Below are 12,531 nucleotides of genomic sequence, written 5' to 3' on the forward strand. Positions count from 1 at the left end.
CGCGCTCAGGCCGCCGCGTGCAGCGGCGCCCCGGCCATCGCCGCCTCCAGCCGCCTGCGCGCCTTGCCGTCCAGCAGCGCGGTCGCCGCGGCGTAGATCGCGGCGAACGCCTCCGGCGGCGCCGACGCCCGCACGCCGCCGAGCACCTTCGCCCGGTCGCGCGTGGGGACGGCCGGGATCATGCTGTGCAGGTACAGCGCCATCTTGTCCGGCGGAATCGACGCCACCAGCGCGCGCTCGATGCCGAGGATCTCCTCGTCGCTGTAGTGCGACCACAGCACCGCGTTGTGGTGGCGCTCCTCGTAGCGCATGTGCTCGAGGTTCTCCTGCACGAAGCCGTCGAACTGCACGTACAGCCGCCTGGCCAGCGCGGCGCGCGTGGCGGGCTCGGCGGCCGCCAGCGCCGCGCAGGCGTCCTCGAGCGCGCGGATGTCCTGCTCGTGATGCTCGTGCTCGCCGGCGATGCGGGCGGTCGAACCGGCCGCGCGCGCTTCCATCGCCGCGTGCACGAACGCGTTCTCGGCCTGCAGATGCCCGCGCATCATCGCCAGCGTGGTCCGCGTCTCCTCGACCACTTCGCGGACGCAATCGTCCTCATCCGCGTCCAACTGGCCGATGGCGACCAGCGTGCGCGACAGGCGCGCGCGCAGCGCCTTGTGGATGAGCTCGTAGATGTCGTGGCGGGACTGCATGGGCACACTCCGGTCGAACGGGGGAAGGGAACACCGCCGGCCGTGCGGGCCGGCGAGCGCAGCAGGCTACGCATCCGCGCCGGAGTCGATTGCTAAATGATGGCTAAGGCTTTCCTAAATCTTTGCTAAGCGCATTCGCGCTTGCGCGTATCCCGCACAGCAAAAGGCCCCGGCATGCCGGGGCCCGACAGGACGCACGGAGGCGCTCAATCCGGATCGGCGCCGCTGTCGCGGGCGCGATCGCGCGCCTCGCCGTACTCGCGCTCCTTCTCGCCCAGCTCCTGCTGGGCCCGGCCCTGACGCTCGCGCACCGGGTTGCCGGTGAGATCGCCGACGATCTCGTTGACCTTGCCTTTCAGGTTCTCCTTGGTGCCTTCCTTCCGATGCGGATCCATGATTCACCTCCGAAGACGCGCGGCAGTGCGCATGAGCCGTTCTAGCGTGACGTCGGTGGTATCTCCGTGAGCGCCCAAGTCCCCCGTCCAGTCGCGCGTTGGGTCGGGCCCGCGTCACACGCCGCCCGGCGGCCGCTGCTCGCCCGCCAGACCGTCGCCGCCCGGCCTCGCGCGAGCGCCCTCGTGCGCCGCATCGAGCGGCTCGTTCGACGCCTCCGGCAGCTCCTGCAGATACACATCGACGCGGAACATCCCGCGGGCGCCGCCTTCGTTGCCCTCCAGCGGCACGAAACGCCGCCCGACGATGCGATACGCCTTCGCCGGCGGCTGCGCGTCGGGCGCGAGCGCGACGAGCCGCCCGTCGGCGGGAAGATCGGCAAGCGAAGACACCCGCACCACCTCCTCGCACAGGCAGTCCGCATGAGGACGACAGCGGGCGTCGTCCCACTGGTAGTACCGCACGAGGTAATCCATCTCGACATCGCATCCGCAACGACCGCGCAAGCGCAGGATTGTCGTGCGCGGCAGGTGGAGCGATCGTCACAGCAGCGCCCGTCCGTGCGCCCGCCCCCCCTGGGGCGTGCCCCAGTTGACACGCAGCCGACTCGCGTTCTCCGCCGGCTCCGACGAGCGACGGCACGCTGCGATGGGACATGGTGCTGGCGCGGCGAACCGCGGCGCGATGCCGCGCGCAGGCTCAGCCGCGCTGCAGAACGGGCGCCTGGTGCACGGGCGGCTCGTGCGCGTACTCGTGAGCGACAGCGCGATCCGCCGACCGACCCGGATGCCGCTCGATCGCCTGCAGCGCGCGGAACGACTCGTCGACCGGCGTGCCCACCGCCTGCTCCGTCGGCATGTGCGCGCGCAACGCGGCCGGATCGTTCGGAGCGCCTTGCACGACGAACACGTTCTGCCCTCCCGCCACATGCCCGGTCTGCCGACTGAGAACCACGTGATCGATACGCTTGAAGCCGTTTTCCTTCGCGAGGCGCAGCACGCTGGCGATCATCCGCTCGCTGGCCGCATCCGGCGCGCGGCCGAGGCTCGCATCGAGCGCGTGGACGGCACGCTGCGCCTGGCGGTAGAGCGCGTGGTCGGGATGGTCGGGGTTGCGGGGGTCGGGCGAGCCCGCGGGTGGCGTCACGGCAGGCGCGCGCGCTGGCGCCAGGCGAATGCCGAGGTCCCCGTCGCGAAATCCCTCGATCCGCACCGAGTCGCCCCGGGCATTGGCGACCGTCAGCCGCGAGCCGTCCAGTCGATAAGTGAACGCGCCATCGGCGCTACGGAAGTGCCCGCTCGAAGGGTCGAGAACGCCGCCGTCCAACACCCGACCGTTCCACACCAGCGTCCCGCGTCCGTCCGCGTCCTTGACGACATCGCCCGCGTCCACCTCGTAACGGTCGTGCCCGGTGCCGCCCAGCATGACGTCCGCACCGAGCCCGCCGCGCAGGACATCATCGCCACCTTCACCAATCAGCAAATCGTTGCGCGGCTGCTCGACGCCGTTGCGAACATGGCGGGCGTCGAGGGTGGCGGCGTGCGCGTCGCTCACCTGCTGCGCATGGAGTCCGGCCATGAAACCGCCGCTGCCGTTTGACGCGGGAAAGGCGGACTGCGCAACGCTCTGCCGGGGTCGACGAACACGGACAGCGGCGGAAATGCGTCGGGACCCAGGCGGTCTGCGAGTTCCGGATACTGCTCGCGAAGGTCACGCAGCAGCCGATCCCGCGCCGGCGTCAGCGCCTCGGTGATGGTCGGTACCCGACCGTAGACGCGCACCAGATCGGGGTAGTCGCGGTTCGCCATCGTAACGATGTTGTTCGCACCACGCTCCGACCTCCCATCGAACGCCACACCCCAACGCCTTTCCAGCGCCTCGATGTTCTCGCGGTGCAACTCGAACATGCGATAGACGCTCAGAGCTTCTTCGCGTGTGACGTTCTGCGGATCCTCGTAAAGGCCGAAGATCTGCGCTTCCATGCCACGGCGCTTGCGAAGGCCCGCTTCGTCCCGGCTCGATGTCCCCCAACTGTTGTAACGGATCTGGTACCAGGCCTCCGCACGATCATCCTGCTCGAGCGCCGCTCGAAAGGGGTGCATCGCATCACCGAGCACCCGCCCACTTCCGCGGTTGTACGTTATGGAAACAACGACGGCCCGCTCGTCGGAATAAGGCAACCGCATGCGGTTCGCGGCGTCCTCATAGCGGTCCAAACTGGCGAGTTCGAGCAAGTCACGCGCTTGCTGTCTCGTCAGGACGATAGGCGCTTGCAACCCGAGCGCGGTTCGTTGACCCGGCATCGCCGCATCGATCACGGCAAGATGCTGGCGTTGCCCTTCCGTCAGGGTGATTCCCGCCCGATCGAAGAGCTCGACGTTGTTATCCCGATTGAACGTATAGCCGTACCCGATGGTCGCTTTGCCGTCGCGGGCGTCGTAGGGGCGCGGATGGAAGCCCTCGAAGTGCATGATCATGTCGGCGGCCCGGCGCCGATACTCATCACGCGTGAGCTCGTCGTACCTCATGAAAACAGCCTCCGTGCTATCAACTGTTCAATCCGCGGGCCGCTTGGTCTCGTCTGGCCACCGGCAAGGCGCCTCGCGAACACGACCGAGCATTTCCAGTGCCTCGGAACTCTCGTCGCGCACAAGCGTTTGCGCCAGCGGGATGATGGCGGGCTCGTCCGTGGTCCCTCCCGAGAGCATGCCGATCATTTTCCAGCGCAGCCGGTTACCCTCGAGCCGCGCTGTCGCAAGATGCGTCGAGCCGTTGCGGGAGTTGGTGATGACGACGGTGGCGGTGCCGCCGTCGTAGGTGCCCTTGACGCTGTCGTACTCGCCCTCGTCGATGCGCGACAGTCCGGGCGTCGCCACGTAATGTCCCCCGCAGATGCGGTCGCCTTCCTGCGTAAGGTAAAGATCGAAACGACCGCACTTGTCCGGCGTCGGGTTGGCTTGGTCGCACCACGTCGCCTGCCATGCGCCGGCAAACTTCCCTGACGCTTCCTTCGACGGCCCGCTCGCGCACGCCGGCACCGCGACGATCATGCACCCGAGTCCGCCGATCAGACCTCGGGCGAGGCTGGCTCGCAACTGCTGAATATCCATTGTCGCTAACTCCATCTCCGTTGGTATTTGATGCTTCACCTGACGGTCGCTTCCTGACACGCGCCGTTGCCCGTCGGCTAGCTCATCCTCAAGGGACTTTCCGTAGCAGGAGACACTCAATCCGACGAGCATCGGATCACTCCGATGATGGCGACTCTCCCGGCACGCTCCTCTTCAGAACCTCGTCGTAGGCAAGCACATCGATATCGCCCGAGCCATCGACAACCTCGTCGATCACCTTCCATCGCAAGGCGTTGCCTACCCGCTCGGCGCGCACAGGACGACAGTACCGTTTCGGTTGCTTTGCGCTGTCAGAACGGCTGTTCTGCCGACGACCGTACCGACGATCAATCCTTCGTCGACCTGCCGCAGATTGACCAGCGCACCTCCGAAGTCGCCGGATAGGCGCTCGCCTTCCTGCACGAGCGTGACCACAAAGCCGGCACAGTCGAGGTTCGGGTTGTTCTTGCTGCACCACTCGACCGACCAGGTGCCGGCGAAGTCCGCTTGTGCCGAGGGCGCATCCGCGGCGGTAGCGCAGGCGGTGAGCAGCGTCACTGCGGCGACGAGTGCCAAAAGCGGGTTGATCCGGCCTCCTTGCATGTCCTCTCCTTAGCGGCTCCTTTCGCCCGGGCTGCAAGGGTAACGGCATTTCCCGTCGATAGTCTTTTGGGGGAAGGTGCCATCGCATCGTCCGGCCTGCATCTCGTGTCGCCTACAACGGAAGGAAACCTATAGTCCAGGCAAAGCCGGGCCGCGCCGGGGAACCGGGGAACGTCACCGCTTGACGCGCGCTCAGCCCGCGCGCTCCAGCGCGGTGCGGGTTTCGCGGCTGATGACGTCGGGCTCGCGCAGCGGGCGACCGGCGGCGTCGAAGAAGGACGTGGCGCGTTCGCGGCGCAGCTTCGCGCGAAGGATGCCGGCGAGGATGCGGAGGCCGCCCGCAAGAAAGCCGAGCGGCGTGGCGCGCACCGGCGCGGTGGCGGATTGCGTATTGAGCACGATGCGGTCGCGCGGGCCGAACGCGGCATCCACGGTCTGCGGCGGCGCGTCGAAGCAGGCGGTGACCAGGCCGACGTAGGGCAGCTTCGGGTCGCGCGGGGTGTTGCCGAGCGGCGTACGGCAGCACGCGGCGTACCAGCGCAGGATGCCCTTGGGGCTGAGCGACATGCAGGTGACATGCTCAGTGCCGGCGGTCAAGCGCACCGCCGCCGGTGCGGCCGGCACCACGTCGGTGCCGCCCGCGGCATCCAGCACGCCCGGCACGCCGAGGAAGCGCGCGTACGCCCGGCAGTCCTTGCAGTAGCACGTCGCCCGCGTGTACGCGCGGCGGGCATCCAGCTCGCCCTTCACCGTGCCGCAGCGGCAACGCAGGGGGATTGTCGTATCCATGGCCGTCCTCGTGGCGGGTTCGGTCGACGACCACTGTGCCCGATCGGCGGGCGTCGCGACGCGGAAGGGCGTGGCGGTGGCGGCGGTCGCCGACGTCATGGACAGGAGGCGCACCCGACGCGGCGCGACCTGGCCGGCCGCCCACTCGTCGTTCCCGCGCAAGCGGGAACCCATGGACGTTCCGCCGCGGCGTGCAGGACGTCCATGGATCCCCGCTTTCGCGGGGATGCCGACACCGGCGGAGCAGGCTTCCGGCGTTCCGCGCGGCCAGGCCGAAGGCCGCGACCGGGACCGCCCTCGACCAGACGCCCGTAGCCCGGGTAAGGCCGAAGGCCGCACCCGGACTTGGGTGAAGAACCAAAAACAAGCCGCCGAAGGCGGCCGCCGCGACAAAGGCCCCGGGTGCGCTTCGCTTACCCGGGCTACAGCCGGAATTGGGACGCCATGTGGGGAAGCTACGCAACCGGGCCGGTTCGCTGTCGCCTCCGGGCACGGGAAGAAACGAGTCCGCCCCGTCTGCGCCGCTCTCGTCTGCCGCTATCGCGTCAATCGCGCCTGAGACTGCGCGCCGTCGCGGCCGCGGCCTGCAGGACGCGGATGTACGCAACGCGGGTGCGCGGCGCCTGGCGCGCGGCGTTCTCCAGGCCCTCGACATACGCCGCCGCCAACGCGGACGCGTTGTACTGGTCGCCCAGCTCGCCCATGGTCGCGGACACCGCCTGGCGCACGTGCCAGTCCACGTTCATGCCCTTCTCGGCTTCGTTGGCGAGGTCGACCACGCGCAGCAGATGCGGCGTCACGAGACCGACGACGGTGGCGTTCATCCCTTTCACCCTGCATTCCAGAGGTCAATAGGCTAGCGCGGATGCGAGGCGGCGGGTCGAAGACCCGCCCTACTCGATGGTTACAGGAAGAGCCCGGGTGCGCTTCGCTTACCCGGGCTACGCTGGCTGGCTGTTACTGACGCCAAAGTTGGCGGAATCACCGCGTGCGGCGAGGGTGCACGGTTCGAGGGATTGGAGACATTAAAAGCGTACGCCCCCATCCATGATGGCCGGGCCTACCACGTAACTCGGCACTTGCACCCCTACGAGTGGTAGCCGTCCGACACTCTGCGAGGCTGTAGAGGCTCGCGAACTGTTTCGGTGCCACTCCTGGTCGTACCGCTGCCTCACCTGCACATAGGTGCGGCGCGCGTCGTCCGCGCTCGCGCCTCGCGGGATCTCGCGATAGCCGTAGCGCTTGGCCCAGGTGTTGAACTCGTAGCGCCACCAGGCGTCGCTGAAGTTGGCCCACGTCTTCTGCGGGTCGCCGTAGACCGTCACGCTATCGAGCGTGCGCAGCGGCATGCCGCTGTCATCCATGAGCTCCGCATCACCCGCATCCGGCGACCAGCGTTTTAGGTACTGGCTACCACCCATACTAAAGTGAAGGAGCCCGGCGGACCGGGCTTCTTCGATTACGTATCAAGCGGCACCTTGGGCGCCAGCGCCCCCCGATCCGAAAATGGTTACGAGCCTGATGCCGCTTCGATTCATCTCATACTCGACATGCACCCAACCGAACTCAACCCTGTATCGGTCCCACGCAGGCACAGCCCCGAGAACCCGAATCGTCTGCTCATCACGAGCATCGGTTGGGTTACCCAGGATACTCCGGACATCCTTCTGGCTCATGCCAAACGTGAGGCCGAGTGGAAGGATCCCCCTGTACCCAGCATATCCACGGTGCCCCTCTCGATAGAGGTGGACCGCATCAACAGTGTCCTCGCCATCGAAGGCCAGAGAGTAACCCTCAGCCGGAGCTTCGACATACAGAAATCCTTCTATACGCTCGGCAGGCTTAGTCCCTTCGATAAGACCATCTCGAAAGAGCTGACTGTAGCTTTTTCCTAACAACACCTGAGGCTCCATCATTTGTACCACCCCGCCTTCCTATTTAACTCGTGCAATCGGTTGAAATAGGCATTCACCTGAGCTTCGCTATACCCACGGCGCAGGAACTCTTTTCGCCAGACAGCTTCATCTCTAAGGAAGGTCTGAACAACCCACACAGATACCGGGAGACAGCCTCTTGGGCGTGGGATGGCCGTTCCGCTATGGGACCAGGGGGTGAAACGACGCTGTGGGCGGATTTTCCCCGCCTTACAGGCGCACGTTCCCCGCAACCGATGACAATCGCCGCCTCGCCATCCACAGGTTCGACAGCGCAAACAGCGTCAGCATCTGCTGCGTGTTCTTCAGCAAGCCGCGGTAGCGCACCTTGACGTGCCCGAACTGTCGCTTCACGACCCGGAACGGATGCTCGACCTTGGCGCGCACGCTGGCCTTGTGCTGCTCCCAGCGCTCGGCATGACGACGATCAAGACCATTCTTCATCGCCCGCAGCTTCGAAGGTTTCTCGGCAATCCAGAAGGCGGCATCCACGCCCTGCAGCTCCTCGCGCCGGTCCAGGCCCGTGTAGCCGCTGTCGCCGCTCACAATGTCCTCCCGCCCGTGCAACAGCTTGTGCGCCTGGGTCACGTCGGCCACGTTCGCCGCCGTGCACTCGACGTGGTGCACCAGTCCGGAGTCGCTGTCCACGCCGATGTGCGCCTTCATCCCGAAGTGCCACTGATTGCCCTTCTTGGTCTGGTGCATCTGCGGATCGCGCGTGCCGCTGGCATTCTTCGCCGAGCTCGGCGCGGCAATGATCGTGGCGTCCACGATCGTGCCCGCCCGAAGGCTCAGCCCCTTGCGCGCAAGATGCGCATTGACCCGCTCGAACAGCGCCCGCCCCAGCTCATGCGTCTCCAGCAGCCGGCGGAAGTTGAGGATCGTGGTCTCATCGGGAATGTCGGCCAGACCGCCCAGCCCGGCGAAGCGGCGCATCACCGGCGTGTCGTGCAACGCCTCTTCCATCGCCGGGTCGCTCAAGGCATACCACTGCTGCAGCAGGTGGATGCGCAGCATCGTCGCCAGCGGATACGGCTGTCGGCCGGGACGGCCCGCCTTCGGGTAGTGCGGCTCGATCAGCGACAGCAACGCCGGCCACGGTACCACCTGGTCCATCTCGGCCAGGAACACCTCGCGGCGGGTCCGCTTGCGCTGGCCCAGATCCTCGGCATCACCGAACGTCAGTTGCATTCGAGCGTCATCCCAGCTGCGATGCGGCATTGTCGCGCGATTGGGGGGATTTGTTCAGACCTTCCCTAGGTACGCCCGCAAGGCCGACCTGAGCCGTGAATGGTGGCGAGGCGTCACATATTCCGCCGGTACTCGCCACCCACGTCGTACAGCGCGTGGCTGATCTGGCCGAGGCTGTGGGTCTTGACCGCGTCCATCAGCGCCTCGAACACGTTGCGGCGGTCGCGGGCGGTCTTCTGGAGGAAGGTTAACCCCTCCCCGGCCCTCCCCTGCGCGCAGGGGAGGGAGAGAGGATTCCGAAGCTGCTGGAAGGCGCGGACGTTGGCGATCTGCTGGGCCTTCTCGTCTTCCGTGGAGCGGATCAGCTCGATCTCGGTGGTGATGTCGCCGGCGTGCTCCTTCGGCAGGAAGGTGTTGACGCCGATGATGGGCAGCGAGCCGTCGTGCTTCTTCTGCTCGTAGTACAGGCTCTCTTCCTGGATCTTGCCGCGCTGGTACATGGTGTCCATGGCGCCGAGCACGCCGCCGCGCTCGCTGATGGCCTCGAACTCCTTGTAAACGGCTTCCTCGACCAGGTCGGTGAGCTTGTCGACGATGAAGCTGCCCTGCCACGGGTTCTCGCAGAAGTTCAGCCCCAGCTCCTTGTTGATGATCATCTGGATGGCCACCGCGCGGCGCACCGATTCCTCGGTGGGCGTGGTGATGGCCTCGTCGTAGGCGTTGGTGTGCAGGCTGTTGCAGTTGTCGAACAGCGCGTACAGCGCCTGCAAGGTGGTGCGGATGTCGTTGAACTGGATTTCCTGCGCGTGCAGCGAGCGGCCGGAGGTCTGGATGTGGTACTTCAGCATCTGGCTGCGCTCGTTGGCGCCGTAGCGCTCGCGCATCGCGCGCGCCCAGATGCGGCGGGCGACGCGGCCGATCACGGTGTACTCCGGGTCCATGCCGTTCGAGAAGAAGAACGACAGGTTGGGCGCGAAGTCGTCGATCTTCATCCCGCGCGCCAGGTAGTACTCGACGATGGTGAAGCCGTTGGAGAGGGTGAAGGCGAGCTGGCTGATCGGGTTCGCGCCGGCTTCGGCGATGTGGTAGCCGGAGATCGACACCGAATAGAAATTGCGCACCCGGTGGTCGATGAAGTACTGCTGGATGTCGCCCATCATGCGCAGGGCGAATTCGGTGCTGAAGATGCAGGTGTTCTGGGCCTGGTCCTCCTTGAGGATGTCGGCCTGCACGGTGCCGCGCACGACTTTCAGCGTCTCGGCCTTGATCTTCTCGTACACCTCCGGATCGACGAGTTGGTCGCCGGTGACGCCGAGCAGGCCGAGGCCGAGGCCGTCGTTGCCTTCGGGCAGCATGCCGCTGTACTGCGGGCGCGGGCGATCGCCGAAGAACGCCTCCATCCGGCGCTGCGCCACGTCCCAGCGCGCGCTGTCGGCGCGCAGGTACTTCTCGACCTGCTGGTCGATGGCGGTGTTCATGAACATCGCCAGGATGATCGGCGCCGGGCCGTTGATGGTCATCGACACCGAGGTGGTCGGCGCGCACAGGTCGAAGCCGGAGTAGAGCTTCTTCATGTCGTCGAGCGTGGCGATGGACACGCCCGAGTTGCCGATCTTGCCGTAGATGTCCGGGCGCTCGGCCGGGTCTTCGCCGTAGAGCGTCACGCTGTCGAACGCGGTGGACAGGCGCGCGGCCGGCTGGCCGAGGCTGAGGTAATGGAAGCGGCGGTTGGTGCGCTCCGGCGTGCCTTCGCCGGCGAACATGCGGATCGGGTCCTCGCCGGTGCGGCGGTACGGATACACGCCGCCGGTGTACGGGTAGTAGCCCGGCAGGTTTTCCTTCTGCAGGAAGTTCAGCAGCTCGCCCCAGCTCTTGTAGGTGGGCGCGGCGATCTTCGGGATCTGCTGGTGCGACAGCGACTCGCGGTAGTTGGCGACGCGAATGGTCTTGTCGCGGACCTGGTACTCGTTGAACTCGTCGGTGATCGACTTCAGCCGCGCCGGCCATTCGCGCAGCAGCTTCAGCGCCTCCGACGACAGCGACTGGATGGCGTCGTTGTAGCGCTGGCGCAGGGTGAGCAGGGTGTTGTCGACCGGTAGGGCGGGTCTTGACCCGCCGTCGTCAGGCTGCGCGTCCTCATGGCGGGTCGAGACCCGCCCTACGAGGGCATCGCTGTCGTACAGCTCCAGCGCCTTCGGCAGCTGCGGATCGCCCAGCGCCTCCAGCGCCTGCCAGCAGGCTTGGGCCCGGTCGGCGATCTCGGCTTCGCGCTCGATGCGCTGGTTGATGGCGCGGCCCTGTTCGGCGATCTCGGCCAGATACCGCACGCGGTTGCCGGGGATCAGCACCGTGGCGCGCGGTTCCTTCAGGGTGGTGTCGATGTGGGGGTTGAAGTCGCAGCGGGGGCGGGCGCCACCCCCACCCTGCGCTGGCTGCCCTGCCCCCGCCCCGATGTGCAGCTTCTCGCGCAGCAGCCGGCACAGGTTGACGAACATCCAGCTGATGCCGGGGTCGTTGAACTGGCTGGCGATGGTCGGATAGACCGGGATCTCCTCGTCCTTGAGCTTGAACGCGACGCGGTTGCGCTTCCACTGCTTGCGCACATCGCGCAGGGCGTCCTCGGCGCCGCGCTTGTCGAACTTGTTGAGCACGACGAGCTCGGCGTAATCGAGCATGTCGATCTTCTCGAGCTGGCTCGGCGCGCCGAAGTCGCTGGTCATCACGTACATCGGGAAGTCGACCAGGTCGACGATTTCCGAATCCGACTGGCCGATGCCGGCGGTCTCGACGATGACCAGGTCGTAGCCCAGCCCCTTGAGGAAGGCGATGCAGTCCTTCAGCACGGCGTTGGTGGCCGCGTGCTGGCGGCGGGTGGCCATCGAGCGCATGAACACGCGCCGGGAGCGCAGCGAGTTCATGCGGATGCGGTCGCCCAGCAGCGCGCCGCCGGTGCGGCGGCGGGTCGGGTCGACCGAGATGACGGCGATACGCATCTCCGGGAAGCACGCCAGGAAGCGGTTCAGCAGCTCGTCGGTGACCGACGACTTGCCGGCGCCGCCGGTGCCGGTGATGCCGATGACGGGCGCTGCGCGCCCGCGGGCATCGGGGGATCGGGAATCGGCAGCACCCGCCCACTGGCGGCGCAACATGGCCAGCTCGGCTTCGCCGTACTCGCCGTCCTCGATCGCAGAGAGGGTGCGACCGATCGCGATCTCGTCATCGAGCGTCGGGAGCGTGGCGATCGATTCCCGATTCCCCGCTCGCGATTCCCGCGCCGCGCTCGCGCGGCGGACGACATCCTCGATCATCGCCACCAGCCCCATGTGCATGCCGTCGTTGGGGTGGTAGATGCGCTCGACGCCGTAGGCCTGCAGTTCGCGGATCTCCTCGGGCGTGATCGTGCCGCCGCCGCCGCCGAACACGCGGATGTGCGAGGCGCCGCGCTCGCGCAGCATGTCGACCATGTACTTGAAGTACTCGACGTGGCCGCCCTGGTAGGACGACACCGCGATGGCGTCGGCGTCCTCCTGCAGCGCGGCGCGCACCACGTCCTCGACCGAGCGGTTGTGGCCCAGGTGGATCACCTCGGCGCCCTGCGCCTGGATCAGGCGGCGCATGATGTTGATCGCCGCGTCGTGGCCGTCGAACAGGCTGGCGGCGGTGACGAAGCGAAGCGGCGTGGTGTCGGGCTGGCTGACCGGGACGTGGGCGGCGGGGCTGCTCATCGGCGCGCTCCATACGGAATACGGAATCCGCGGATTGTAGCGCGGCGGGTCGATCGGCCCTGCCGACGCGGCGCGCGCGCCGTGGCCGGCGCTG

At 67.0% G+C, this 12,531-nt stretch carries 13 protein-coding genes; 1 reads left to right on the plus strand and 12 read right to left on the minus strand.

Translation table 11 applies throughout. From position 1 onward, the window contains the following. Nucleotides 1-5 precede the first annotated feature (5 nt). From FQY64_RS04545 to FQY64_RS04590, 10 genes are all read right to left on the minus strand, one after another. Nucleotides 6-692, minus strand: a complete 687-nt coding sequence (locus FQY64_RS04545) for a hemerythrin domain-containing protein (RefSeq protein WP_146472520.1) — start codon at nucleotides 690-692, stop codon at nucleotides 6-8. Nucleotides 693-898: 206 nt separating this feature from the next. Beyond that, complete coding sequence (locus tag FQY64_RS04550; RefSeq protein ID WP_146472521.1) at nucleotides 899-1,087, minus strand: CsbD family protein; 189 nt, start codon at nucleotides 1,085-1,087, stop codon at nucleotides 899-901. A 114-nt stretch (nucleotides 1,088-1,201) separates the two neighbouring features. Further along, nucleotides 1,202-1,561: a hypothetical protein gene (locus FQY64_RS04555; RefSeq protein WP_146472522.1), complete on the minus strand. Its 360-nt coding sequence runs from the start codon at nucleotides 1,559-1,561 to the stop codon at nucleotides 1,202-1,204. Between the two features lie 223 nt (nucleotides 1,562-1,784). Then, nucleotides 1,785-2,663, minus strand: coding sequence for an XVIPCD domain-containing protein (locus tag FQY64_RS14695; protein ID WP_186760853.1), 879 nt, complete (start codon nucleotides 2,661-2,663; stop codon nucleotides 1,785-1,787). Next, a complete protein-coding gene (locus tag FQY64_RS04565; RefSeq protein WP_146472523.1) occupies nucleotides 2,636-3,613 on the minus strand; it encodes a glycoside hydrolase family protein in 978 nt (325 codons plus the stop codon). Before FQY64_RS04565 ends, FQY64_RS14695 begins: the two co-directional genes overlap by 28 nt. Before the next feature lie 27 nt (nucleotides 3,614-3,640). Further along, nucleotides 3,641-4,195, minus strand: coding sequence for a hypothetical protein (locus tag FQY64_RS04570; protein WP_146472524.1), 555 nt, complete (start codon nucleotides 4,193-4,195; stop codon nucleotides 3,641-3,643). Between the two features lie 258 nt (nucleotides 4,196-4,453). Then, nucleotides 4,454-4,798: a hypothetical protein gene (locus FQY64_RS04575; protein ID WP_146472525.1), complete on the minus strand. Its 345-nt coding sequence runs from the start codon at nucleotides 4,796-4,798 to the stop codon at nucleotides 4,454-4,456. A gap of 192 nt (nucleotides 4,799-4,990) precedes the next feature. After that, the gene (locus FQY64_RS04580; RefSeq protein WP_146472526.1) at nucleotides 4,991-5,587 is read right to left on the minus strand and encodes a DUF6151 family protein; all 597 of its coding nucleotides are present in this window, start codon (nucleotides 5,585-5,587) and stop codon (nucleotides 4,991-4,993) included. Nucleotides 5,588-6,132: 545 nt separating this feature from the next. Next, nucleotides 6,133-6,411 (minus strand): hypothetical protein, encoded by a 279-nt coding sequence (locus tag FQY64_RS04585; protein ID WP_146472527.1) that lies wholly within the window; start codon nucleotides 6,409-6,411, stop codon nucleotides 6,133-6,135. A gap of 201 nt (nucleotides 6,412-6,612) precedes the next feature. After that, a complete protein-coding gene (locus FQY64_RS04590) occupies nucleotides 6,613-6,951 on the minus strand; it encodes a hypothetical protein (RefSeq protein WP_146472528.1) in 339 nt (112 codons plus the stop codon). 63 nt (nucleotides 6,952-7,014) lie between these two features. On the opposite strand from FQY64_RS04590, the gene FQY64_RS04595 reads away from it, so the two are divergent. Beyond that, on the plus strand, nucleotides 7,015-7,482 hold the full coding sequence (locus FQY64_RS04595) for a hypothetical protein (RefSeq protein WP_146472529.1): 468 nt from the start codon (nucleotides 7,015-7,017) through the stop codon (nucleotides 7,480-7,482). A gap of 249 nt (nucleotides 7,483-7,731) precedes the next feature. Here the strand turns inward: FQY64_RS04595 and FQY64_RS04600 are convergent, their stop codons facing one another. After that, nucleotides 7,732-8,712, minus strand: a complete 981-nt coding sequence (locus tag FQY64_RS04600; protein ID WP_146472530.1) for an IS5 family transposase — start codon at nucleotides 8,710-8,712, stop codon at nucleotides 7,732-7,734. A 113-nt stretch (nucleotides 8,713-8,825) separates the two neighbouring features. Then, on the minus strand, nucleotides 8,826-12,437 hold the full coding sequence (locus tag FQY64_RS04605; protein ID WP_146472531.1) for a methylmalonyl-CoA mutase family protein: 3,612 nt from the start codon (nucleotides 12,435-12,437) through the stop codon (nucleotides 8,826-8,828). Nucleotides 12,438-12,531 lie beyond the last annotated feature (94 nt).

The sequence above is a fragment of the Vulcaniibacterium thermophilum genome (genome assembly GCF_007923255.1).
Classification (GTDB): Bacteria; Pseudomonadota; Gammaproteobacteria; order Xanthomonadales; family Xanthomonadaceae; genus Lysobacter_F; species Lysobacter_F thermophilum.